The sequence below is a fragment of the Streptomyces zagrosensis genome, assembly GCF_014203645.1.
Classification (GTDB): Bacteria; Actinomycetota; Actinomycetes; order Streptomycetales; family Streptomycetaceae; genus Streptomyces; species Streptomyces zagrosensis.
Window position 1 is genome coordinate 413,357 of record NZ_JACHJL010000004.1, and the last position, 21,876, is coordinate 435,232.

At 68.3% G+C, this 21,876-nt stretch carries 24 protein-coding genes; 10 read left to right on the forward strand and 14 right to left on the reverse strand.

Features of this window, described 5'->3' with window-relative positions; translation table 11 throughout:
• The first annotated feature begins 69 nt into the window (after window positions 1–69).
• Entirely contained in the window at window positions 70–663 is a 594-nt protein-coding gene (locus FHS42_RS10805) for an isochorismatase family protein (RefSeq protein WP_184571405.1), read from the forward strand.
• A gap of 132 nt (window positions 664–795) precedes the next feature.
• On the opposite strand, the gene FHS42_RS36885 is transcribed toward FHS42_RS10805, so the two are convergent.
• Window positions 796–1,050 (reverse strand): hypothetical protein, encoded by a 255-nt coding sequence (locus tag FHS42_RS36885; RefSeq protein WP_376772567.1) that lies wholly within the window; start codon window positions 1,048–1,050, stop codon window positions 796–798.
• Between the two features lie 352 nt (window positions 1,051–1,402).
• Window positions 1,403–3,814, reverse strand: a complete 2,412-nt coding sequence (locus FHS42_RS10815) for an immune inhibitor A domain-containing protein (protein ID WP_512700938.1) — start codon at window positions 3,812–3,814, stop codon at window positions 1,403–1,405.
• A gap of 338 nt (window positions 3,815–4,152) precedes the next feature.
• Here FHS42_RS10815 and FHS42_RS36890 point away from each other — a divergent pair, with 338 nt between their 5' ends.
• Window positions 4,153–4,431, forward strand: coding sequence for a hypothetical protein (locus tag FHS42_RS36890; RefSeq protein ID WP_246494463.1), 279 nt, complete (start codon window positions 4,153–4,155; stop codon window positions 4,429–4,431).
• Window positions 4,432–4,698: 267 nt separating this feature from the next.
• Here FHS42_RS36890 and FHS42_RS10820 read toward each other — a convergent pair whose 3' ends face one another.
• The 3 genes from FHS42_RS10820 to FHS42_RS10830 all read right to left on the reverse strand — a co-directional run bounded on the left by FHS42_RS10820 (window position 4,699) and on the right by FHS42_RS10830 (window position 8,589).
• A complete protein-coding gene (locus tag FHS42_RS10820; protein ID WP_246494464.1) occupies window positions 4,699–5,238 on the reverse strand; it encodes an RDD family protein in 540 nt (179 codons plus the stop codon).
• 255 nt (window positions 5,239–5,493) lie between these two features.
• Window positions 5,494–6,348 (reverse strand): RDD family protein, encoded by an 855-nt coding sequence (locus FHS42_RS10825; RefSeq protein WP_184571415.1) that lies wholly within the window; start codon window positions 6,346–6,348, stop codon window positions 5,494–5,496.
• 123 nt (window positions 6,349–6,471) lie between these two features.
• Window positions 6,472–8,589, reverse strand: coding sequence for an RDD family protein (locus tag FHS42_RS10830; RefSeq protein WP_246494465.1), 2,118 nt, complete (start codon window positions 8,587–8,589; stop codon window positions 6,472–6,474).
• Between FHS42_RS10830 and FHS42_RS10840 the strand changes: the two genes are divergently transcribed.
• Both FHS42_RS10840 and FHS42_RS10845 read left to right on the forward strand, forming a co-directional pair.
• Window positions 8,588–8,740, forward strand: a complete 153-nt coding sequence (locus FHS42_RS10840) for a hypothetical protein (RefSeq protein ID WP_184571417.1) — start codon at window positions 8,588–8,590, stop codon at window positions 8,738–8,740. The two genes, FHS42_RS10830 and FHS42_RS10840, sit on opposite strands and share 2 nt — an antisense overlap.
• A gap of 206 nt (window positions 8,741–8,946) precedes the next feature.
• Window positions 8,947–9,426 (forward strand): SsgA family sporulation/cell division regulator, encoded by a 480-nt coding sequence (locus FHS42_RS10845; RefSeq protein ID WP_184571419.1) that lies wholly within the window; start codon window positions 8,947–8,949, stop codon window positions 9,424–9,426.
• A gap of 17 nt (window positions 9,427–9,443) precedes the next feature.
• On the opposite strand, the gene FHS42_RS10850 is transcribed toward FHS42_RS10845, so the two are convergent.
• From FHS42_RS10850 to FHS42_RS10860, 3 genes are all read right to left on the reverse strand, one after another.
• Window positions 9,444–9,836, reverse strand: a complete 393-nt coding sequence (locus FHS42_RS10850) for a VOC family protein (protein WP_184571421.1) — start codon at window positions 9,834–9,836, stop codon at window positions 9,444–9,446.
• A gap of 292 nt (window positions 9,837–10,128) precedes the next feature.
• Complete coding sequence (locus FHS42_RS10855) at window positions 10,129–10,413, reverse strand: hypothetical protein (RefSeq protein ID WP_184571423.1); 285 nt, start codon at window positions 10,411–10,413, stop codon at window positions 10,129–10,131.
• 233 nt (window positions 10,414–10,646) lie between these two features.
• A complete protein-coding gene (locus FHS42_RS10860) occupies window positions 10,647–12,014 on the reverse strand; it encodes an FAD-binding oxidoreductase (protein WP_184571431.1) in 1,368 nt (455 codons plus the stop codon).
• Between the two features lie 460 nt (window positions 12,015–12,474).
• On the opposite strand from FHS42_RS10860, the gene FHS42_RS10865 reads away from it, so the two are divergent.
• Window positions 12,475–12,765, forward strand: a complete 291-nt coding sequence (locus FHS42_RS10865) for a hypothetical protein (RefSeq protein WP_184571433.1) — start codon at window positions 12,475–12,477, stop codon at window positions 12,763–12,765.
• A 275-nt stretch (window positions 12,766–13,040) separates the two neighbouring features.
• Here FHS42_RS10865 and hppD read toward each other — a convergent pair whose 3' ends face one another.
• Window positions 13,041–14,186, reverse strand: coding sequence for a 4-hydroxyphenylpyruvate dioxygenase (gene hppD, locus FHS42_RS10870; RefSeq protein ID WP_184571435.1), 1,146 nt, complete (start codon window positions 14,184–14,186; stop codon window positions 13,041–13,043).
• Window positions 14,187–14,361: 175 nt separating this feature from the next.
• On the opposite strand from hppD, the gene FHS42_RS10875 reads away from it, so the two are divergent.
• The 5 genes from FHS42_RS10875 to FHS42_RS10895 all read left to right on the forward strand — a co-directional run bounded on the left by FHS42_RS10875 (window position 14,362) and on the right by FHS42_RS10895 (window position 18,908).
• Entirely contained in the window at window positions 14,362–14,829 is a 468-nt protein-coding gene (locus FHS42_RS10875; RefSeq protein ID WP_184571437.1) for an Lrp/AsnC family transcriptional regulator, read from the forward strand.
• Between the two features lie 27 nt (window positions 14,830–14,856).
• Window positions 14,857–15,504 carry an ABC transporter permease gene (locus tag FHS42_RS10880; protein WP_184571439.1) on the forward strand — a complete coding sequence of 216 codons (648 nt, stop codon included), beginning with the start codon at window positions 14,857–14,859 and terminating at the stop codon, window positions 15,502–15,504.
• Entirely contained in the window at window positions 15,497–16,801 is a 1,305-nt protein-coding gene (locus FHS42_RS10885) for a betaine/proline/choline family ABC transporter ATP-binding protein (protein WP_312866821.1), read from the forward strand. Before FHS42_RS10880 ends, FHS42_RS10885 begins: the two co-directional genes overlap by 8 nt.
• Window positions 16,802–16,977: 176 nt before the next feature.
• Window positions 16,978–17,829, forward strand: a complete 852-nt coding sequence (locus FHS42_RS10890; protein ID WP_184571671.1) for an ABC transporter permease — start codon at window positions 16,978–16,980, stop codon at window positions 17,827–17,829.
• An 86-nt stretch (window positions 17,830–17,915) separates the two neighbouring features.
• Entirely contained in the window at window positions 17,916–18,908 is a 993-nt protein-coding gene (locus FHS42_RS10895; protein WP_184571673.1) for a glycine betaine ABC transporter substrate-binding protein, read from the forward strand.
• 176 nt (window positions 18,909–19,084) lie between these two features.
• Here the strand turns inward: FHS42_RS10895 and FHS42_RS10900 are convergent, their stop codons facing one another.
• The 5 genes from FHS42_RS10900 to FHS42_RS10920 all read right to left on the reverse strand — a co-directional run bounded on the left by FHS42_RS10900 (window position 19,085) and on the right by FHS42_RS10920 (window position 21,586).
• On the reverse strand, window positions 19,085–19,348 hold the full coding sequence (locus FHS42_RS10900; protein WP_184571441.1) for a type II toxin-antitoxin system RelE family toxin: 264 nt from the start codon (window positions 19,346–19,348) through the stop codon (window positions 19,085–19,087).
• Complete coding sequence (locus tag FHS42_RS10905; protein ID WP_184571443.1) at window positions 19,341–19,610, reverse strand: type II toxin-antitoxin system Phd/YefM family antitoxin; 270 nt, start codon at window positions 19,608–19,610, stop codon at window positions 19,341–19,343. The genes FHS42_RS10900 and FHS42_RS10905 overlap by 8 nt, the downstream gene beginning before the upstream one ends.
• Window positions 19,611–20,100: 490 nt before the next feature.
• Entirely contained in the window at window positions 20,101–20,469 is a 369-nt protein-coding gene (locus FHS42_RS10910) for a hypothetical protein (protein WP_184571445.1), read from the reverse strand.
• Window positions 20,466–20,915, reverse strand: a complete 450-nt coding sequence (locus tag FHS42_RS10915; protein WP_184571447.1) for an NUDIX hydrolase — start codon at window positions 20,913–20,915, stop codon at window positions 20,466–20,468. The genes FHS42_RS10910 and FHS42_RS10915 overlap by 4 nt, the downstream gene beginning before the upstream one ends.
• The gene (locus FHS42_RS10920; RefSeq protein ID WP_184571449.1) at window positions 20,912–21,586 is read right to left on the reverse strand and encodes a hypothetical protein; all 675 of its coding nucleotides are present in this window, start codon (window positions 21,584–21,586) and stop codon (window positions 20,912–20,914) included. Before FHS42_RS10920 ends, FHS42_RS10915 begins: the two co-directional genes overlap by 4 nt.
• Between the last annotated feature and the right edge of the window lie 290 nt (window positions 21,587–21,876).

A 21,876-nucleotide genomic window follows, 5' to 3' on the forward strand; every position in this document is an offset into this window, starting at 1 on the left:
TGTCTACTCTCGGTAACACCGGGTCGGGGTGCACACCGATCCCTCCTCCTCAGCCGGAAGGCACGCGCCATGCACCGGGCACTGATCGTCATTGACGTGCAGAACGACTTCTGCGAAGGCGGCAGCCTAGCCGTCCAGGGCGGTTCCGACGTCGCCGCCGCCGTCACGGACCTGATCGGTCAGGCCGCGCCCGGCTACCGGCACATCGTGGCGACACGCGACTACCACATAGACCCTGGCAGCCACTTTTCCGACCACCCCGATTACGAGCACTCGTGGCCGGTGCACTGTCTGGCGGGCACCGAGGGCAGTGGCTTCCATCCCAACTTCGCGCCGGCGGTCGCAGCCGGGTCGATCGACACGGTCTTCGACAAGGGCGCCTACTCAGCCGCGTACAGCGGCTTCGAGGGCGCGGACGAGAACGGCACGCCGCTCGCCCGCTGGCTCAACGAGCGCCAGGTGAGCGAGGTGGACCTGGTGGGCATCGCAACCGACCACTGCATCCGGGCCACCGCCCTGGACGCCCGGCGCGAGGGCTTCGACACGCATGTTCTGCTCGACCTGACCGCGGGCGTGGCCGAGCACACGACGGAGCGGGCGCTGAAGGAGATGCGCGCGGCGTCGGTGCGGCTGACGGGTACGCCCCTGCTCCGCTCGGCCTGACCTTCCCGGGCGGCCGGCATCGGCGGGCGGCCCGGCACCGGGCCGCCGTCCAGCCACCGTCCGTCCGCCGACCGCCCAGCCACCGTCCGTCCGCCGGCCGTCCAGCCGCCGGCGGGCGCCCGTGAGTCCGGCTCAGCCCGAGACGGCCCGTGAGCGCAGCGTGCTGCGCAGCAGGGCCCTGATCGGGTGCCAGGACTCCGTGTCGTCGTCCGGGGCCGCGCGCCAGACCAGGCCGTCCGGGTGGTGCAGCACGGCCGTGATCTCATCCGGGGTCGGCGGTTCCGCATTGCCGCGCAGGTAGACCGCGCGCAGTCCCAGGTTGCGTAGCCGGGTAAGCGCGCGCTGCCGGTTTGCGGCATGCACCAAGATGCGCACCCGAGGGCCCATGGCGGCGGTGCCGCTGAGCGCTCCCGTGCGAATGAAAGCGCTTTCCGTATCAGCCGCCCCAGGCTTCCCTCTGACCCCAAGGGACCCACTAGAACCGCCACCACCAGCCGTACCGAATCCGTGACCCAGCGTGCCGCCAGTCGCCGTGGCCGCCGGGTGGCCGAACGGGCTTGGCAGCGATACCGCTACCACCACATCGCCGCCCGGAAGCTTGATGAATCCGCCACCTGCCATGTTCGAGATCGCCCCCGTGAGACGTCGTGTCAATAAGAACTGTGCAGGGGCATCTAAACGCGAATCGGCCGCCGCCCGCTAGGGGCGACGGCCGATAACTCTTTGACCTGCGATTATGCTACTTCCGACCAGAAGGGCCGACGCGGAGGGTCATGGTGGACCCGTCCCAGGCCTCCTGGAGGATCTTGATCTGGGTGTTGGTGTCAGGAACCTTAACGGCGCCGGTCGGGTTGGTGTCGTACCAGTAGGTGCCCTTGCGGTCATCGAAGACGGACACGCCGCGCTTCGACTGCACCTTCGCGGCCTTGCCGTCCTTGTGGACGGTGTAGCCATCGGTACGGAAGTGGCTGAACGGCGAGTCGTACGCCTGGAAGCGGTTGCGCATCAGGCTGCCGTCCGACCACTTTTCGGGCTTGGCGTGCGCGTCAACCGGCAGGATCTGCCCCGAACCCGGGTGATCGCTCACGTTGTTGTCCGGCTGCGAGGTGTCCCACAGCCACACCAACAGGCCGTTCTGGTAGGGGTAGTGCTCGACCCAGTCGGGCTTGCTGGAGGCCCAACCGAAGTTGTACGGGCCGACCTTGAGGGTCTTGTCGTACGAGACGTACTGCCGGTTCTCCGCGATGTAATACTGCGGGTACTCCTTGGTGAAGGACTCACCGATACGCGAAAAGCCCTTGCTGGCCCAGCCGTTGTCGTCGCCCTCGGCGCCATCCTCGAACAGCGGCGTGCCGTCAGCGGTGACCACGATGGCGTCGGCCGCGAAGCCGTTCTGCGCGGCGCCACCATCGGTCTGGTAGCGGAAGCGCAGGTCGATCTTCTTGCCCGCGTAGGCGTCCAGCGAGTACGAGAGCTTCTTGTACGCGTTCGAAACGCCGTGCAGCGCCGGCTTGTTGCCGCCGTCGCGCGGGACCGGCTTGCCGTCCGCGGTGCCGTCGATGGGCGTCCAGTTGGCGCCACCGTCGGTGGAGACCTCCGCGTAGAGGTAGTCGTAGTTCTCCTCGATGTCCCACCAGCCCTGGAGGTCAAGGGATGCCTTGGCCTTGCCGGTGAGGTCCACGGGGCGCGAGAGGGTGTTCTTGAGGTCGTTGCCCATGCCGCTCCACCACTGCTTGCTGCCAGCGGCGGGCTTCACGATCTTCGTGGTGCTGGTCTTGGCGGGCAGATCGACCAGCAAGGCCTGCTTGTTCTTGGTGTTGTACTCGGCCACGCCCAGCTTGTGCGTGGACTTCGTGGCCGCCTTGGCCTTGTCGTAGTTGAGCCAGCCCAGCTGGAGCTTGTCCCAGGCGTTCATGTCGCCCGGCAGGTCGCCGATGCTGTCCTTGCCCCGGCCGAGCCAGGAGCCGGTGGACATCAAGGACCAGAAGGCGACCGAGGACTCGGCCTTGTTCGTGGTGTCGTACTCGTCCGGCAGACCGAGGTCGTGGCCGTACTCGTGGGCGAAGACGCCGAGTCCGCCGTTCTCCGGCTGCATCGTGTAGTCGCCGACCCAGATGCCGCTGCCGCCGATCTCGGAGCCGCCAGCCTTGTTGTCGGCCGGGCCGGTCTTGCCGGCGTCACTGCCGTACGCGTACCAGCGGTGCGCCCACAGCGCGTTGGTCCCCTGAGCGCCACCACCGGCCGACTCGTCCTCGCCGGCGTGCACGATCTGGAAGTGGTCGATGTAGCCGTCAGGCTCGTTGAAGTTGCCGTCCGCGTCGTGGTCGTAGCGGTCCCACTGGTCGTACTTGGACAGGTCCGCCTTGATCTGCGCGTCGGTACGGCCCGCGGCCTTTTGGTCCTTGGCCCACTGGTTGACCCCGTCGCGGATCAGGTCCCAGGCGTTGGCACAGTTGGTGGAGCCGCAGAAGTTGGACCCGTAACGGGCCTCGTTGCTCTCGACCTTGACCCAGTCGGAGACCTCGCCGTCCACCGAGTAGCGGCCCGAAGACTGCTTCTCGTAGTACTTCTTGAGGGACTCCTTGTTCTTGTCCTTCGAGAAGTACAGGTCAGTGAAGTGCTTGCGGTTGTAGTCCGCTTGCCAGGCCGTGCTGTTGTCCTTGGCACGGTCTGGCTTGGCTATCTTGTTGTGCGCGGGGCCGGCGTCGCCGCCGTACTTCTTGACTGGCGGCTCGGGCCCGTCCGGGCCGTCCGGGTCGTGCATGGTCTCGTTGTCAACTTTATCGCCGAACTCGACCAGAATCGTAAAGATCTTGTCGGTCTTCTCCCGGCCCAACTCGACATACTTGCCCTTGTCGAGCTTGACCACCTTCGACGCGCCACGCTGTTCGGTCTTCGCGTCGCCGGAAATAACTTGGCGCAGCGCGTCCTCGCGCTGCGCCTCCTGCTGCTCACTGAACGGGCCCGCCAAGTTGTGCTCGACGTGATCGTTCGGCGCCGCGGGATCGTGGCTCTTCGTATCTGTCGCCGCGCTGGGAGCGCTGCTGCGGTCGTCGGCCTGAGCCGATCCCACCGCGAGCGCGCCCGCGCCGAGCGCTCCGATCACCGTGGCCACGGCGATGGATCTCATCGCCCTCCGTTGAATCTTCACTTTAGAACTGCCTCCCCGGTCAAGCTGAGTGTCGCTATTTGACCGGAGTTAATGGAGAAAAAACAGACCTTGACTTGAACACGCCAGGCACGTACGTTTCTCGGTTTCAAAATTACGGATAACGGACGCCAACGGTCGCGCTAGTGCCGGCCCTTGATTGGCCGAATGATTCCGTGCGCCCCTTGTGCACCTGCACCGTGGGTTAGGTCACGCTTACTGGACGCTCCTCTGGGGCATTCAGCACCGTAGAGTGTTTTTGCTGGTACGCACCCGTATGACTTACTCCCCCACATCCCCTGAAGTTCTCCCAAATCGTCTTCTTGAGGACGGATACCGCCATGCCGCGTCCGACTCCAGCTCAGTTCGCTTACGGTTCGGCGACCGTCGTCTTATCGACTCTCGCCATGTTGCTGCTCTCCGAAGCGCGATCAGGAATGGGTGTGGCGGTCATCTCGGTGGCCGGTCTCGCTCTCGGGCTCCTCGTCGCGGTCACCGTTCCCATCCCCCGGCCCGCCGCGTCGTCCCCCGCGCGTGATGCAGCAGGCCCGTCCCCGCTCACCCGGCTTCCGTTCCAGCACTCCGAGCCCAGGCCGAGCGAGCACTCCCTCCACAGTTAATCGGCGGCTCACCCAAGCACAGCGATCGGTGGCGCGCCTGCGTTCGCTCACCGGTACACACCGAAACCGGCCCGTAACTACGGGCCGGTTTCGGTGTGTTGGGCCATTTTCGAAATCATGTCTGGCGGACTACGGCCCGTGCTGGGCGGTGCTGCGCTGAGCGGGTACTGCGGTCAGCAGTACCGCGGCAAGCGGTGTTGCCGTACCGCGAATGGGCGTCAGCTGCCGCGCGTCGCTGTCACCGCGCTTCGGCTCACGGTGCCTCGGTCAGCGTGCCTCCACGACCACCGTCTTCGCCACCTTGTCGTGCAGGCACTGCCGGAAGGGCTTGTCCCACGACTGCCACAGCGAGTTGAGCAGCCAAAACAGCATCCCCACTCCGATCGGCTGGGCCACGCCGGGCAGGGCGTACACCGCGGCCCGCGTCCAACCCCTGCCACGCGGAACATCACCATCCGCGAGCATCGCCACCCGGATGCCCGCCGCCTTCTTGCCCAGGGTCTGGCCGTCCCGCGCGAGCATGGCCCCCTCGTAGACGAAGTAGACGATGAACGTCACGATCGCGCTGAGAATGGACTTGCCGATGTCCGGGCTATCCGGATCATCCATCGCGGACTGTAGGGCGCCCGTGGAGGCCAGCGCCAGCGTCCAGATGACGCCCAGGATCAACGTGTCGAGCAGCCGCGCCAGGAACCGCTGACCCGCGGTGGCCAGCGGGGCCATCCCCTCCGGGATACCAGTGGGCTTCGACATCGGGTACGGGGAGTGCGGCTGCCCGAACGGGGGCGGCGGCTGGTGGGCGCTCATGCCCCGATTACATCAGCGCACGCCCCAGTCGCCCCTATCGGGCCGGGAAATCCCCACCAGGTCGTTATCCAGACGGGATGTGCGCCGGCGCGCAGGGGGCGTACACGCGCCGGGGCGCTGCGCCCTCACGGGGGGTGAGTTTTCAGACGGGTCAAACAGGTGCCGCTACGGAAACGCGCGTCCCCCGGCAGGCCCGGCGCCACGCCCCTGCCCATCCGGCACACCGGCACACCCAGCGCACCCGCCCGGCCCGACTCACTCGGTCGAGACGACAACCGTCTTCCCCGCCTTGTCGTGCAGGCACTGCCGATACGGCCTATCCCAGGTGCACCACAGGATGTTGACCAACCAATAGACAAAGCCGCAACACGGGACGATCTGCGGCAATGCGTACGCACCGGCGCGGAACCACCCAGGTTGCCCCGTCGGATTCGAGCCATTATCGAGCATCGCCACCCGCAACTTCATCAGCTTCTTGCCGACCGTCTGGCCCTGGGTGGTGAGCATCAGCCCCTCGTAGATGAAGTACACGAGGGCGAAGACGATCTGCGTGGCGGAGGACTTGCCGGAGTCGTCGGCGTCGGTCGGGTCATAGCTGCCGAGCGAGAGCAGCATGATCGCGCTGACCGGGATGGCGACGATGAGCGCGTCAATGATCCGCGCCATCAACCGTCGTCCGAGCCCCCCGAGCGGCGGCATCCCGGCAAGCGGATCGGCGGCCCCGCCATAGGGGTCACCGTCATAGGGACCGCCACCGTACGGCGGAACGCCGTGGCCACCGCCTGGCGGGCCACCCGGTTGATCCCCGTACGAGCCACCGTAGGGCGAGCCGCCGCCCGGCGAGCCGTTGTACGGGCCGCCGCCACCGGGCCCCTGGCCAGCGCCGGGGGGCGGACCTGCGCCGGGAGGCGGGCCAGCGCCGGGGGGCAGGCCAGCGCCTTGCCCACCGCCGCCTGACGGGGTGCCGGCGCCGCCGTACGGGTCGCCCGTGCCGCCGCTCCCGTACGGCGGCGGGGATGACGCCTCGTGCGGGGGCTGCTGCGGCTCCTTTGACAACGGGTCGTTCTCGGGCGGTTCGCCGGAGCCGGGCCTGGGCTGGTCGGTGCTCATGGCCCGAGTCGAACCCGGCGCCCGGCCCGGCGCATCCGGCGAGCGCCGTTCGGGCGACCGCACTGGCCCATCCGGGTGCAGGGAAGGGGGCGGGCCACTCAGGAGCAGCCCTCGCCGCGCGCCCTACCGCTCGTTCGACGCCACGAACGTACGGGCCGCCTTGTCATGCCAGCACTGCCGCCACGGCCGGTCGAACAGACACCACACCACGTTCGCCACGCCGACCACCAGCAGCCCGAGCACCCCATACACCAGCCATCGGCGCAACGCCGTGGCGAAGGTGGGAGTGGCGTGGTCCTCGATGTCGAGCACCCGTACCCCGCACAGGCGCTTGCCCAGCGTGCGGCCCCACTTGGCGGTGGGGAGCACCTCGTACACCACGCCGAGCAGCAGAAGCGCGGCGAGGATGATGGCGAGGTAGGTGCCGGTGGTGCCGTCGAGCAGATAGACCGTGACGGTCTCGCCGCTCTGCTTGGCGCTGTCCACCTTCTCGTCGATGTGGTCCTTCGCCTTCGCCCACAGCGGCAGCGCGATGGTGGCGAGGAGGCCGCCGAGGGCGACCGTGTCGATGAGCCGGGCGCCGAGCCGCTTGCCGAGTGCGGCGGGCCTGCCCTGCGCCTGGGCGGCGCGCAAGAACGGGTCGTCCACCGGGGGCTTCCACGGCATGACGTCATCAAGCTGGTTGCCGTAGGCCGGGCTTGGCCCGGGCGGCTGTGCGAGGTCGTGCACGCGCCGCGCCCAGTCGGCCTGACCGGCGCCTACCCTCGCACCGGCGCCCGCCCCAGCGCCGCCACCGCCCGGCATCGCGGGCTGGGCCGGTGGCGGTGCGGGCGGCCCTGCGGGGCCCGGCGGTGGGCCGCTCTGCGTGGGAATCTGAGTGCCTGGCACCGGCTGCGGATACGCGCCGTCGTGGGGCGCGGCGTACGGGAGCGCGGCTGATGCTTGCGCGGACGGTGCCTGCACAGCCGGGGTTTGTGCAGCCGGTGCTTGCGCAGCCGGGGTTCGCACAGGCACTGATTGCACAGGCGGTGATTGCACAGACGGCGAGTGCACAGACGGGGCAGTTGGCGCGGTGGCCGCGGGTGTGGTGGCCGCGTCCGCGCCGCCGAGCGCGCCGGTGCGGCCCAGGGCCCGGATGGTGAGCGTGCCGTCCCGCCCGCCGCTGGTGCCTTGGTCTCCCAAGGCGCCGTCGCTCGTCGGCTGTTGGCCACTGTCCGGCGCGGCCGAACCGCTGTGCCCGGCGTCCTGGCCGCCACGGCCGCGCGGGACGGCCCGGATCGTCAAGGTGCCATCGCCGCCGGCCTGCGCCGGAACACCGGCGCTTCCTGGCTGTGCCCGCTCGCCTGCGACGCCGGACCCGGCCGGCTGTGCCGTGGCCGCCGAGTCGTTCGGCGCGCCGCCCTGGCGAGGTACCGAGGGGGTGGCACCCGCGGGCAGGGCCGCGCGGGGTGTGGCGCCCGCGTCGAGCTCGCGGCCCTGGGACCGCGACGAAGGCTCGGTGGTGAGAGCCGGTGGCTGTGCTGGCGACTGTGTGAGCGACTGTGCTGGTGCTGGGGAGTGCGCCGCTGATTGGGGTTGGGCCGGCGGTGTGCCAGCGCCGGTCCTGGCGCCGGCAGGGGCCGGGCCCATGCCCGTTGGGGGCACCACGCGCGGGTCGGCCGGGGGGTCGCCCCAGGCGGGAGCGTCGCCCCAGGCCGACGCGGCGGCGGGGCGGAAGGGGGTCACGTCGTCGGCGCCCCAGGAGATGCGCTGGTCGCTCTCGCCACCGAACCCGGCCTGCCGGGAGGCGTCGGCGTGCCAACCGCCGCCCGGTTCGGGGCGCGCGCCGTGCAACTGCTGGGCCTCGTCCCAGTCCAGTACGTCGGCCGAGCCCGCGGGGGCCATCGTGGGCCCTGCGTCGCCCGCGCCCGAGACGCCTACCTCGCCGCGCGGGCGCAGTTCGGGCAGCGCGTCGCGGTGGCTGCCCGCGGCTGGCTGTTCGTCGAAGAACATCGGGCCGGTCTCGTCCGGGATGACCCCTGCTTGCTGGGTCGAGGCGATCGGCGGTTCCTCGGTGGGGGCCAGGTACGGGTCAGGGTCGCCGCCGCCGGCCGGCGGGGCGGGCAGGGCCTCACCGTCGTTCGGTGCGGGCCGGCTGGTGCCGGGCACCCAGGCGGCGCCGTTCCAGTACCGGATGTACCCAGGGATGGACGGATCAGGGTAGTAGCCCTGCGTGGGGCCGCTGTCGCCGGGCGCGCTCATGGTCTCCGATGTCCCGTATCTGCTCGGCCGGTCCAGCCGTGCGGTCTGTGCGGTGAGTAGCGCTACGCAGTCTGCCGCACTGGCGTGGCGCGGTGAACAGGCGCTCCGCGACCCGTTGGGCTGGCCGCGCAAGCCGCAGCGCGGCTCCTAGGTCTACCAGACGGCCCGTCCCACTGGGGCCCGCATACCCAGCGACCACCCTCACGCGCCCGGGTTCCGGAGAAATTCTGACTGAATGCGTGAAGTCGCGTAATGGTGCGGGGGGTAGCGCGCTCTCACCTGTGTGGGCCGCCGTAGCGCGTCCCGCAGTGAGCGAAGCAGAGCGAGCGAGAACGCAGAGCAGAGAGGGCGCACCGCATGCATACCGTGGTGGAGCGAGAACTGGAACTGAACCTGGTGCTGTCGCCCGAGCGCAGCATCCCCGTACCGGCCAAGCTGATCTACCGTACGGACGACCCGTACGCCGTCCACATCACCTTTCACCTTGGCTCCGACTCCCCCGTCAACTGGACGTTCGCGCGTGAACTGCTGGTGGAGGGGGTGTTTCGGCCGTGTGGGCACGGTGATGTGCGGGCGTGGCCGACGAAGGTGGACGGTCGCAGCGTGGTGTGCGTGGCGCTGAGTTCGCCCGATGGTGATGCGCTGCTTGAGGCGCCGGCGACGATCGTGTCGGCCTGGCTTGAGCGGACGCTGCGGGTGGTGGTGCCGGGCTCGGAAAGTGAACTGCTCGGGATCGACGACGCGCTCAACGAGTTGCTGACGCCGATCCCGGGCGACGATGTGTGGTTGCACGGCCCGTGGCCCTCCGACGATTCGCCGGAGGGCCACGGGGCGTAACGGTGCGCGAGCCGGCGTCAGCTTGCCTGGGTCTCACTGACGGTGAGGAATTCGATGGCGTGCCCGTCGGGGTCGTCCACGTACAAGCCGCGACCGCCCGAGCGGTGGTTGAGCTGCTGGGGGCCCTCGTGCCCTGGCTCGGACCAGTAGGGCAGCTCCCGGCCCTGGACGCGGGAGTAGATCTGGTCGAACTCTTCCTCGGAGACGAGGAAGGCCAGGTGTTGCAGGACGATGTGGTCCGGCTCGACGATGAAGTCCGCGTAGTCGATGGTCAGGCCGCCTTCGACGGGCACGGCGACGAAGGGGCCCTGTGGCTTGGGCTCGGGCGCGCCGAGCAGGTCGGTAAGGAAGTGGGCGGAGACGGCGCTGTCGGTGCTGTGCATGATGGTGTGGTCCAAACGCGCTGGCACGGTGCCTCCTGTGCTGCTGAATGCCCTTACGAGGGTGGGTCTTTGGCCTCCTTTGACGGTAGGTCGGTGACTGCCACCCGGGAATCGGGCTTTCGCCGTACGACCAGCGGCCCGTTGTCCCCAGCCCCTGGGCGGAGGCCGACCCCACGCGAGCGTGTGGACGTTTGGGGAGCATCCGGCCCGGCGGAGCACCCGGGCCCGTAGGCAGCATGGCGTGGTGGCGCGGCGCCGGCACAGGAAAAAGCCCAGTGCTCACATCGCAGTGAGCACTGGGCTTTAGGTGCGCGCCAGATCAGCGGCCGTGGTCAGACAGGTGCACCTTGTTGTGCTTGATGTTGTTCTGGGTGTGGTTCTTGGTGTTGGTCTGGGTCTTGTTGTGCACGTGGGTGTTGATGTCATCGAAGATGGTCGGAGCGTTGACCTTGGTGTCGTGGATCACGTCGTCGATGTTGGTGACCGTCTTCGTGCGCTCCGAGTCGCCGGTGATGATGTCGGCCGAGGCCGTCGTCATGGCGCCGGCGCCGGCGACGAGGGCCGCGGCGGTGGCGGCGGTGGCAAGAATGTGACGAATGCGCATTTACTGCTCCTGGTGATGCGAGGTGTTGACGGAACCAGGCCAACTAAACAGTCACTAGGGGCGATAAACACGCACGACACCGCGTATGTCCCAACTTGCGCCCGGATGGACCATAGTTGTGATATTCGGCCCGGCTCGGCCGATCGCCTTCCCGCGACCGGCGATACGGACCTCGGCGGGCGCCTCGGGCGTGGCAACTCGCCGGGCACCTCGGGTGGTGGGCAAAGGGCGCATTAGAAGAGCTTTCCGGGGTTGAGCAGGCCCAGCGGGTCGAAGACGCTTTTGATGCCTCGCTGCAACTCCACTCCTACCGGCCCGAGTTCGCGCGCCAGCCACTCCTTCTTCAGTACGCCCACACCGTGCTCACCGGTGATCGTTCCCCCCAGCTCCAAGCCGAGGGCCATGATCTCGTCGAAGGATTCGCGGGCCCGCCGGGATTCGTCGGGGTCGGCGGCGTCGAAGCAGACGACGGGGTGGGTGTTGCCATCTCCCGCGTGGGCGCAGACCCCGATGGTCAGGTCGTACTTGTCGGCGATGGCGGCCGTGCCGTCGATCATGTCGGCCAGCCGTGATCTGGGCACGCAGACATCGTCGATCATCGTCGCCGGCCTGATGGCCTCCAGGGCGGGAAGCGTCTGCCGTCGGGCTTGGAGCAGCAGTTCGGACTCGGCGGCGTCGTCGGCGGGCACGACCTCGGTGGCCCCGGCCTCGGTGCAGATCTGCCCCACGACGGCGAGGTCCGCGCTGGGGTCGGGCGTGTCGAACGCGGCAAGGAGCAGCGCCTCGGTGGATTCCGGGAGGCCCATGTGGGTCAGCGCGTTGACGGCGCGGACGCTGGTGCGGTCCATGAGTTCAAGCAGCGCGGGCGCGTGGCCACGCTCCATGATCGTGCAGACGGCCGCGCAGGCGGCGGCCGTCGAGGGGAACTCCGCGGCCAGTGCCAGTTGCTCCGGTGGCGCCGGTCGCAGCGCGAGAACGGCGCGTACGACGATCCCCAGGGTGCCCTCGGAGCCGACGAAGAGCCTGGTCAGGTCGTAGCCGGCGACTCCCTTGGCGGTGCGGCGGCCGGTGCTCAACAAGCGCCCGTCCGCGAGGACGACCTCTAGACCGAGCACGTATTCGGCGGTCACCCCGTACTTGACGCAACACAGGCCGCCCGATGCGGTGCCGATGTTCCCGCCGATGGTGCACTCCTCCCAACTGGAAGGGTCCGGCGGGTAGTACAAGCCCTGCTCGGCGACGGCGCGCGAGAGCACGGCGTTGATGACACCGGGTTCGACGATGGCGATCCGATCCACGGCGTTGATCTCCACGATGCGGTCCATCTTGACCAGGGAGAGCACCACGCAGCCATCGGACGCGTTGGCCGCGCCGGACAGGCCCGTACGAGCACCTTGCGGAACGACCGGGACCCGCAGGGCGGTGGCGGTGCGCATGACGTGCTGGACCTGCTCGACGGTGCGCGGCAGGACGACGACGGCGGGGCTGCCCGCCGCGCAAAAGCTCGCCATGTCGTTGGCGTACGAACGGGCGACGCCGGGGTCGGTGAGCACCGCGTCCGCGGGAAGTCCTGCGCGCAGTCGCGCCACGAGATCGGTCATACCTCCAGCCTGGCACCGGTTTCTCCAGGGTGGAAGGTCCCACCGCCACGCGGCGCCGGCCACGGCGCAGACGGCCCGGCGCCTCGTGCCGGGGGCCCACTGCGATCCCCGCGGCGGGGGCCCACTGCGCCCACTGTGGTGCCCGCTTCGACGCCCTCTGCGACGCCCGGTAGTGGGACGGCGGCATGACGGCCGGCGGTGCGGGGAAGGACTGGTGCGTCGGGACCCAAGGCGCGCGGCCTGTCGAAAGCGGGTGGCAAGGGACGAGGACAAAGCTGGGCACGTATACGCAGCAGCGGCGAAAAGGTCACGCTCCCGCACCCGGTTGGCGGCCAGAAACGGTGCGTTGGGATGAACGGGCGACTTCGACGGCAACCGTTGGCGAGCACCGCAGTTAGTGACTGTGTCTGGACGCCTCCACGGCGCCTAGTGCCCAACGCATACCTAGGAAGGTCACCGCATGAACGCCAAGAAGGTGCTCGCCGGCTCGATGCTCAGCCTCGCCGCCACCGGCTTCGCCGTCACTCCGGCGATGGCCGCCGAGAGCAAGGACTCCGGCCGGTTCGAGCAGAACATCCAGATCATCGACGACCTGTGCCCGACCATTCAGGACATCGACGTCATCACCATCGAGGTGCTGGACGAAGCGCGCGCCAACCAGTGCAACACGATCCACGACAAGGCGGCGCAGATCGACAACTCGGACGCCCCGGGCCTGCCCATCGGGCTGCTGGGCTCCGCCGTTAACTGACAGCGCTGAGCCGCCAGCGCTGTTCCCTCCGGAAGATTTCTTTCCGGGAAGAATGGCCCCGGGTCCCGTGGAATTACTTCACGGGCCTTGGGGCCTTCTCCATGTTCACACCGCATAGCACCGCACCGCCCCGCATAGCACCGCACCGCCCCGCAACAGACGGGGCGGGTCGCGTCAGTGTCTCGCGAGTGTCTCGCGCCGGTCGGCAAGATGCCGACCGGCGCGACGCTGCTTCGCGGTGGTGTGCCGGCCCCCGTCGGGAGCCGGCGCCTGGGTTACAGGTTGCCGCGGAGGTCCTGCTCGCGCTCGATGGCCTGGAAGAGGGCCTTGAAGTTGCCCTTGCCAAAGCCCAGCGAGCCGTGCCGCTCGATCATCTCGAAGAAGACGGTCGGACGGTCCTGAACGGGCTTGGTGAAGATCTGTAGCAGGTAGCCGTCCTCGTCACGGTCGGCGAGAATCTTCAGCTCGCGCAGCGTGTCGAGCGGCACCCGGGTCTCGCCGACCCACTCGCCGAGAGTGTCGTAGTACGAGTCGGGGGTGTCCAGGAACTGGACTCCCGCCGCGCGCATGGCCCGTACCGTGGCGACGATGTCGTTGGTGGCGAGCGCGATGTGCTGTACGCCGGGGCCGTTGTAGAACTCCAGGTACTCGTCGATCTGCGACTTCTTCTTCGCGACCGCGGGCTCGTTGAGCGGGAACTTCACCTTGCGGGTGCCGTCCGCGACGACCTTGGACATGAGCGCGGAGTATTCGGTGGCGATGTCGTCGCCAACGAACTCCTTCATGTTGGTGAAGCCCATGACCTTGTTGTAGAAGCCGACCCACTCGTCCATCTTGCCGAGCTCGACATTGCCCACGCAGTGGTCGATGGCCTGGAAGTTGCGCTTGGCGGGCGGCTCGACGATGGGGTTGGCAGGCGCGAAACCGGGCAGGTACGGACCGTCGTAGCCGGAGCGTTCGACGAGCGTGTGTCGGGTTTTGCCATACGTGGCGATGGCGGCCAGCACTACCGTGCCGTGGTCGTCCTTCACCTCGTGCGGCTCATCCAGGCCGGTGGCGCCGTGCTCGATGGCGTAGGCGTATGCCGCGCGGGCGTCCGGGACCTCGATGGCGAGGTCGATGACACCGTCGCCGTGCTCGGCGACATGGTCGGCGAGGAAGCGCCCGTAGTCGGTGGCGGGCTTGATGACGGAGGTCAGCACGAATCGGGCGCCGCCCGACACCAGGACGTAACTGGCGGTCTCGCGGCTGCCGTTCTCCGGTCCGGAGTAGGCGACGAGCTTCATGCCGAAAGCCGTCGCGTAGAAGTGAGCGGCCTGCTTGGCGTTGCCTACGGCGAAGACGACCGCGTCCATTCCCTTGACCGGGAAGGAGTCGGCCTGCTTGGCCGTCTCGGGGGTCTGATCCATGGTCTCTGTCATATTGGCAGGCTCTCTCCGATCCACAAGGTGCGCAATAGTTTGTGCATCTACTGGGCAACATGACTAGTGGTTTCCGAGTTTCGCCGGACGATCTGTACAGGATGACTATCACGGAGGTGGCCAGGCCGCATGGGCATAAAACGGGGTGAGGGAAATGGGGACGGAAAGGGCCGCGATGAGCATTGACCGACTGGACGGTCGATTGATCGAACTTCTCGCGGAGGAGCCTCGCATCGGCATCCTGGAGGCGTCGCGACGACTGGGGGTGGCGCGTGGGACAGCGCAGGCGCGGCTTGACCGGTTGCAGGCAGGCGGAGTGATCAAGGGGTTCGGGCCGCAAGTGGACCCGGCGGCCCTCGGCTACCCGGTGACGGCGTTCGCGACGCTGGAGATCAAGCAGGGACAGGGCGCGGACGTGCGCAGCCACCTGTCGACGGTGCCCGAAGTGCTGGAGTTGCATACGACAACCGGCCACGGTGACATGCTGTGCCGACTGGTGGCGCGCTCGAACGCCGATCTCCAGCGGGTGATCGACCGGGTTGTGGGCTTTGATGGCATCGTGCGGGCCTCGACGGCGATCGTGATGGAGAACCCCGTCCCGCTGCGGATCATTCCGCTGGTGAAACAGGCAGCAGATGACTGATCCGTCCGCAGAACGAGGAGAGACACCATGAGTTTCTGGGAGTACGTCGGCAACCGGCGCGCCCAGTTGCTGTTAGACACCTACCAGCACGCCAGCGCCGTTTTTCAGTGCATGGTGCTTGCCACCGTCCTCGGGGTGCTCATCGGCGTGCTGACCTACCGCAGCGAGTGGGCGGGCAACCTCGCCATCACCGTCACCGCGACCATCCTCACCGTGCCGTCCCTGGCCATGATCGGCCTGCTCATCCCTCTCACCGGGCTGGGCGTCGCGCCCACGGTGACCGCGCTGGTGCTGTACGGGCTGCTGCCCATCGTGCGAAACGCGATCGTCGGGCTACGCGGTGTGGACCCCGATCTGGTGGACGCCGCGAAGGGGCTCGGCATGTCGCGCCTGGCCCGGCTGATCAGGGTGGAGCTGCCGCTGGCCTGGCCGCCCATCCTCACCGGCATCCGGGTCTCCACGCAGATGCTGATGGGCATCGCCGCGATCGCCGCGTACGCCTCAGGGCCCGGCCTTGGCAACGAGATCTTCCGCGGCGTCGCCTCGCTCGGCAGCGCCAACGCGGAGAACAAGGTCCTCGCGGGGACGCTGGGCATCGTCCTGCTGGCGCTGATCTTCGACGCCGTGTACGTACTGATTGGACGCCTGACCATATCCAGGGGGATTCGTGCCTGACACCACCGAAGGCCAGCGCATCGGCAACGCCCCCGAGCGCGGCCCCACCACCGGCGCCACCATTGAGCTGGAGAACCTCACCAAGCGCTATCCAGGCAGTGAAGCGGCTGCCGTGGACAACGTGAACATGGAGATCAAGGCGGGCGAGACCGTGATCTTCGTGGGCCCGTCCGGGTGCGGAAAATCCACCACACTGAAGATGATCAACCGGCTGATAGAGCCGTCCTCGGGCCGTATACGCATCGGCGACGAGGACGTCACCGGCATCGACCCGGTCAAGCTACGCCGCAAGGTGGGCTACGCCATCCAGTCATCGGGACTTTTCCCCCACATGACGGTCGGGCAAAACATCGCCCTGGTGCCCAAGATGGCCGGCTGGCCCAAGGGCCGCATCAAGGCCCGGGTCGAGGAGATGCTCGACCTCGTCGGGCTCGATCCGCGGGAGTTCCACCACCGCTACCCGCGCCAGCTCTCGGGCGGCCAACAACAGCGGGTGGGAGTGGCGCGGGCGCTGGCCGCCGATCCCCCGGTACTGCTCATGGACGAACCCTTCGGCGCGGTCGACCCGATCACTCGCGACCACCTCCAGGACGAGCTGATCCGGCTCCAGCACGAGCTGCACAAGACCATCGTCTTCGTCACCCACGACTTCGACGAGGCGATCAAGCTGGGCGATCGGATCGCCGTGCTACGCGACCACTCGCACATCGCCCAGTTCGACACCCCGGAGGCGATCCTCACCAACCCGGCCGACGACTTCGTCTCCGGCTTCGTCGGCGCGGGAGCCGCACTCAAGCGGCTGAACCTGACCCGGGTGCGGGATGTGGAGGTGGAGGACATCCCGACCGCCGGCATCGACGACCCGTTGCAGTCCATCTTCGACCTGTTCCGCTCGGCCTCGATCAACGAGGTGCTGCTGCTCGACCGACACCGGCGCCCGTACAAGTGGCTGCGCCGCGGCGACCTCAGCCGCGCCAAGGGCTCACTCGCCCGCGCCGGCACGCTGGTGCACGACACGGTGACCCGCGATGCCACGCTCCGCGATGCGCTGGAGGCCGTGCTGACCGACAACGCCGGTCGGGTGCCGGTGACGGGGCGGCGCGGCGAGTACACCGGCGTGGTGGACATGGAGACGCTGATGAACTCCGTACACGAGCTTCTTGAGGCGGACCGGTTGGACGCCGTAGAGCACCAACACCAGCTGCAAGAGGCGCGCGCCCACCAAACGCACGCGGAGCAGGAGGGCGCCCCCGGCGGCGGCGCGACGCGCGTGCCGGGCCAGGAGGACGACGCATGAGCCGGATGAAGCGCAACGGCGACGACGAACCCGGCCGATCGGGCGGCGGGGCGGGGAATGGATCGGGGAGTGGGTCAAGCGCCAGGTCAGGCGCTGGGTCGAGTCACGACCGTGGCAGGCACCACAGCCCGGACCGGGTGGAACGCGGCCGAAGCGAACGCGTGCGGCCCGAGCCGATGCAGGGAGGCCGGCCGGCCGGTGAGCACGAGGTGCGCGGCCTGGCCTTCCGGGACGACCTACGCGTCGAGGAACCCGAACGGCAGCCGCTCGCCCCGGCAATCGCCCCGGCACCCCGGCTGACCTGGCAAAAGCTCACATTCTTGCCCGTCACCGTCGCGGTCGGACTGCTGGCCACCTGGTTATGGTTCCAAGGCGCCGATCTCGACTCCATCGCGCGCAACGCCATCGCGGACGGCAATGTGTGGCTGCGGCTGCGGCAGCACATCGAACTCACCGTGATCTCCACGTTCTTTGTGCTGATCATCGCCATTCCGCTGGGCATCGCACTCACCCGGCGCAAGCTGCGGTCCGCGGTCCCGGTGGTGATGGCCATCGCCAACATCGGCCAGGCCACCCCCGCCATCGGGCTGCTGGCGCTGCTGGTGATCTGGATGGGCATCGGCACCAAAGCGGCGCTGTTCGGCATCGTCGCGTACGCCGTACTACCCGTACTCTCCAACACGGTCGCGGGCCTACGCGCCATCGATCCCACACTGGTAGAGGCCGCACGCGGCATCGGCATGTCGGCACTTGGGGTGCTGGGGCGGGTGGAGTTGCCGCTGGCCGTGCCGCTGATCCTGGCTGGCGTACGCACCGCCCTGGTGCTCAACGTCGGCACGGCGACGCTGGCGTACTTCGGCGGCGCCGGCGGCCTCGGCGACCTGATCGCCACCGGCATCAACAACCAGCGCATGCCGGTCCTGGTGCTCGGGTCCATCCTCACGGTGGCGCTCGCGCTGCTGGTGGACTGGCTGGCGTCTGTGGTCGAACTGCTGCTGCGCCCGCGCGGGCTTGAGGGGGACGCATGAGGACACCTGATACGAGCCCGCCCCAGGGGGCTGCCCAGGGGCGCACCCGGTTGGGCGCCCGAATAAGTGCCCGGGTGAGCGCCCGCATGGGTGCCCCGCGGCGGAGTCGGACGGTGCTCGGCGCGGGACTCGCGGCGGCGCTGCTGGCCCCGGCGCTGCTGAGCGGCTGCGGGCTGCACAGCGGAAGCATCATGGCCGACGATGTGGAGCCGGGCACGATAGGCCAAGGTAAGCCGCTCAAGGGCGCCGACCTGACCGTGACGTCAAAGGAGTTCACCGAGCAGATCATTCTGGGCCAGATCATGGGCATCGCCTTCCAGGCGGCCGGGGCGAAGGTGCTTGACCGCACGGGAATCCAGGGCTCGATCGGGGCCCGGGAGGCGATCAAGTCCGGTGACGCGGACGCGATGTACGAGTACACGGGCACCGCCTGGATCACCTACCAGGGCAACGAGAAGCCGATCACCGATCCGCACGAGCAGTGGCTCGCGGTACGCGACGCGGACCACAAGAGCGGCATCGAATGGCTACAGCCCGGCCAGCTCAACAACACGTACACGCTGACGACGAACGAGGCGAACGCCAAGAAGTACGGCACCAAGAACCTCTCGGACGTGGCCGCGGCGACCAAACGGGATTCGCCGCCGACGCTGTGTGTGGAGACCGAGTTCTCGGTGCGCGATGACGGCCTGCCCGGGATGCGTAAGGCGTACGGGATGAAGCTCCCCGGCTCACGGGTGCGGAAGATGGACGCCGGGGTCATCTACCGCGAGGTGAGCAAGGGCTCGGCCTGCACCTTCGGCGAGGTCACGGCCACCGATGGGCGCATTCAGGCGATGAACCTGGTGGTGATGAAGGACGACAAGCACTTCTTCCCCAACTACAACGCCGCCCCGGAGATCAACGGCAAGGCGCTCAAGAAGCACCCCGAGATCGCGGACGTGCTCAACCCGATCACCAAGAAGCTGACCAACGCGGTAGCGCAGCGGCTCAACGCGAAGGTGGACGTGGACGGCGATGACCCGCACGACGTGGCGCTTGACTGGCTGGTGGACGAGGGGTTCGTGAAGGAGGGCTGATTCGGGGGCGGGTTGGTTCCTGGAGGGGCTGAGGCTTGGAGGGGGCTGAGGCTTGGAGGGCTGAGGTGGCGCGCGTCGAGGTCCGCGGGGCACGTGGTCGGGCTCTGGTGAGCCCGACCACCCCAGCGGCGATCCCGTGCTGGATCGGTGCGGGACCTGACTTCGTGTAGGGGCGTTCAGGTGTCATAGACGGTGGGGCGGTGCCCGACGTGTACCACCCACACCACCAGCTCGCCGTTGTCGATCGTGTAGAGCACCCGATAGCCGCCCACCCGTAGGCGGCGGCGGTCGGGCTGGGAGACCAGAGCGGTGGATTTGAGCCCCATCGGGTCGGTCTCCAGCTCGGTCAGCTTGGCCAGGACACGGAGGGCCATGTCGCGCGGGATCTTGCGAAGCTCGGCTTGGGCGTCGGGTCGGAAGACGGTGCGGTACTCACTCACTGCGCGCCAGCGTCTCCCTCATGATCTCCTCGATCGGGATGCCGGGTGCCGAATTGGCCATGCGCTCGTCGATGATGCGGTTGATCTCGCGCTCTTCCCATTCCTGGTACCTGCGCAGCACCTCGATGGAGACCACCGCTGCGACCTCCTTGCCGCGGCGCGTGATGACAGTGGGCACGTCGTCGCGATCAGCGCGCTCCACCACCTCGGCAAGGTGGGCGCGCACATCGCGGATGGACTCTATGGGCAGAGGCTGCGTCATGCGCTCAAGCGTACCGAGTGACCCATGTGTACACAACAGACCATGGCGGTGGACGGCCCCGCTTAGCGGCGGGCGCGTGTTGGGGACGTGCTGGGGACGTGCTGGTTGGACTTGCGCTGGATTGGTGCCGGGTAGGGACTGCGATGGCCGCGACTTCGCCCGAAGCTTGGTGCTGAACATTCCGTTTTTCGTTGTGCCATGCGGCTCCCGCGAGAACGACGGTCACGGCGGTGCGGAGGTGCGCGATCTCGCCGGGCAGTTGTGACGGCCAGCACCCAGGCGAGGTGGGGGCGCACGGCCTTAGCCGCCGAGTACGCCGGTACTGTCCGTGTGGAACAGCGTGTGCGCGAGCGCCATCCCGGCCGGGCCGCCGGAGGCAGTGGTCTCCGGTTCGTACGGAGGTGGCGGTCCAACTCGCTGATCGAAACCTTCCCGGCAGTGGTGTTTCGCATGGGCCCCAGCCGCGAATCGGGGCCCGTGCGGGTGTCCGCTACCTGCCCGATCGCCTGCTGCCTGTGCGTCGTGGTGTTCGCTGGTTCAGGTGGGCGAGGGTGCGGGTGTAGTGGTGGGTCCAGAGGTGGTTGATGTGGGTGAGTGCGGTGGTGGCGAGGAGTTGGAGTGCGGGGGTGGCGGTGGGTAGGCGGAGTGGTGGTTCGTTTTCGCAGAGGTCGGCGGTGCCGAAGGTAGAGACGTGGAAGCGGGCGTGGCCGCTGTGGGCACGGTGAGTGGCCATCCACACGTCTACCTCGGCGATGGTGAGCCTGTCGTCTGCCTCGGCTTCGCACTCGTCGCCGTCTCCCAGGCAAAACGCGGCGTAGCCGTGCCGGTGGGTCTGCCAGTGGCGGGGCAGGGGGATCATGGTCGGGTTTCCTTTCGGGGTGGGGTGGTGAGGGCGGCGTGTAGGGCGCGGGTGATGACGTCGTCCAAGCCCTCGCTTGCGACCCAGCGACGGCGGTGGGGTGTGGGGTGGCAGTGACAAAGGCTAAATTCCCCGGCCGCCACCTGGGCGTCGGTGCCGGAGGTCCATCCGCCATCGACGACCAGGGTCATGCGCTCGGGGCGGCGGAAGTCCGTGGCCAGGACGCGATGGCGAGGTGGCAGTTGCAGCCCGAGTGCGCATGCGGTGCGTGCGGCTGCGGACAGCAACAACTCACCAGGGCGCAGGATGACACCAGGCAGATACCACGGCGGCGCACCCTCGTGCACGAGGAGAACCTGCGGCAGACCGCCGGTCACATCGCCTGGTGCGTGGGGGTTGCGGGGTTTCCAGATCAGCAGGGCTACGCGAAGTTGCCGGGCGCTCATGGGGTGCTGTCTGGGGTGGCGGGGGTGTCGGCGAGGTGGTCGAGCCCGCAGTCGCTGGGTGTCTTGCCGTTGGTGGTCATGATCCCGGCAGCATCCGCGCCATCCGACCAGAAGAATCCGCCCGCCCCGGCGAGCGCGTCCAGCGGCAGTTGGATGCGGTGGGGGTTGGTACGCAGCTCGCCTTCCGCTAGAGCTTTCGGGTCGAACAGCGCGCCCTCGTAAGCTTGTTGAAACTCTACGTCTGTAGCGGGCTCCCACCCGTTTACGGGGTCGGACCGGTCAGTGTTGGCGTTGGCGTTGGCGAGGAAGAACCGCAAGACGGTTCCCTGGACCGTTCGTACGGTGTGCTGCCCGGTCAGCACCAAGCTCCGCTTACCCGGACTGCTCACGGGCGGCCCACTGTTCTCACGCCGGTGCCCCGCGCCCCGGTGCGCGTGCAGCGCGTCCACGGCTTCTCGGTACTGCGGCCAATCCCGCAACGCGCGAGCCCGGTCCCGGACGATGGCCACCGCCCGGCACGTGGCGCAGGGCTGAGTGCTGGGCTTGGCGTCGGCGTCGGCGTCTTCCACCAGGGGTACGTCAGACGCCAACTGATCGTTGAGCGCTAGTAGTTGAGACAGCTTGGCGTCGATTGGTTCCGGGGCTGGCGGCCAGTGTTCAGGCTTCTGCATGGGGATCAACCACCGTCACGGTGGCGGCAGCTGGGGCAAGCGCAGTCCGGCCACCGGGCCGGGTAGTGCTCTCTCAGCCACCGGGGCGTCACGTCGTCGGGTTCGATGGTGAAAACCGTCGCGGCCCGACTGATCCGAGGCGGGTCCTCGCCGGGGCGTCGGCGGTAGACCTTGATGGTCATCGTCGTCATGACTTTTACTCCAGGAAGTGTGCGACAACCTCCCTCGCGCGCAAGCGACTTGACTGCACGTCAGATAATCACGTAGATAATGAGGGAGTCGGCTTGGCC

Excerpts from the sequence above, each read along its gene's own strand:
- FHS42_RS10825 (WP_184571415.1), bottom strand. The coding sequence starts at position 6,348 with ATGAGCACCGACCAGCCCAGGCCCGGCTCCGGCGAACCGCCCGAGAAC.
- FHS42_RS10820 (WP_246494464.1), bottom strand. The coding sequence starts at position 5,238 with ATGAGCGCCCACCAGCCGCCGCCCCCGTTCGGGCAGCCGCACTCCCCG.
- hppD (WP_184571435.1), bottom strand. The coding sequence starts at position 14,186 with ATGACAGAGACCATGGATCAGACCCCCGAGACGGCCAAGCAGGCCGAC.
- FHS42_RS10890 (WP_184571671.1), top strand. The coding sequence starts at position 16,978 with ATGCAGGGAGGCCGGCCGGCCGGTGAGCACGAGGTGCGCGGCCTGGCC.
- FHS42_RS10855 (WP_184571423.1), bottom strand. The coding sequence starts at position 10,413 with ATGCGCATTCGTCACATTCTTGCCACCGCCGCCACCGCCGCGGCCCTC.
- FHS42_RS10865 (WP_184571433.1), top strand. The coding sequence starts at position 12,475 with ATGAACGCCAAGAAGGTGCTCGCCGGCTCGATGCTCAGCCTCGCCGCC.
- FHS42_RS10805 (WP_184571405.1), top strand. The coding sequence starts at position 70 with ATGCACCGGGCACTGATCGTCATTGACGTGCAGAACGACTTCTGCGAA.
- FHS42_RS10830 (WP_246494465.1), bottom strand. The coding sequence starts at position 8,589 with ATGAGCGCGCCCGGCGACAGCGGCCCCACGCAGGGCTACTACCCTGAT.
- FHS42_RS10895 (WP_184571673.1), top strand. The coding sequence starts at position 17,916 with ATGGGTGCCCCGCGGCGGAGTCGGACGGTGCTCGGCGCGGGACTCGCG.
- FHS42_RS10915 (WP_184571447.1), bottom strand. The coding sequence starts at position 20,915 with ATGAGCGCCCGGCAACTTCGCGTAGCCCTGCTGATCTGGAAACCCCGC.
- FHS42_RS10845 (WP_184571419.1), top strand. The coding sequence starts at position 8,947 with ATGCATACCGTGGTGGAGCGAGAACTGGAACTGAACCTGGTGCTGTCG.
- FHS42_RS10860 (WP_184571431.1), bottom strand. The coding sequence starts at position 12,014 with ATGACCGATCTCGTGGCGCGACTGCGCGCAGGACTTCCCGCGGACGCG.
- FHS42_RS10905 (WP_184571443.1), bottom strand. The coding sequence starts at position 19,610 with ATGACGCAGCCTCTGCCCATAGAGTCCATCCGCGATGTGCGCGCCCAC.
- FHS42_RS10875 (WP_184571437.1), top strand. The coding sequence starts at position 14,362 with ATGAGCATTGACCGACTGGACGGTCGATTGATCGAACTTCTCGCGGAG.
- FHS42_RS10920 (WP_184571449.1), bottom strand. The coding sequence starts at position 21,586 with ATGCAGAAGCCTGAACACTGGCCGCCAGCCCCGGAACCAATCGACGCC.
- FHS42_RS10840 (WP_184571417.1), top strand. The coding sequence starts at position 8,588 with ATGGTCTCCGATGTCCCGTATCTGCTCGGCCGGTCCAGCCGTGCGGTC.
- FHS42_RS36885 (WP_376772567.1), bottom strand. The coding sequence starts at position 1,050 with ATGGGCCCTCGGGTGCGCATCTTGGTGCATGCCGCAAACCGGCAGCGC.
- FHS42_RS10910 (WP_184571445.1), bottom strand. The coding sequence starts at position 20,469 with ATGATCCCCCTGCCCCGCCACTGGCAGACCCACCGGCACGGCTACGCC.
- FHS42_RS36890 (WP_246494463.1), top strand. The coding sequence starts at position 4,153 with ATGCCGCGTCCGACTCCAGCTCAGTTCGCTTACGGTTCGGCGACCGTC.
- FHS42_RS10880 (WP_184571439.1), top strand. The coding sequence starts at position 14,857 with ATGAGTTTCTGGGAGTACGTCGGCAACCGGCGCGCCCAGTTGCTGTTA.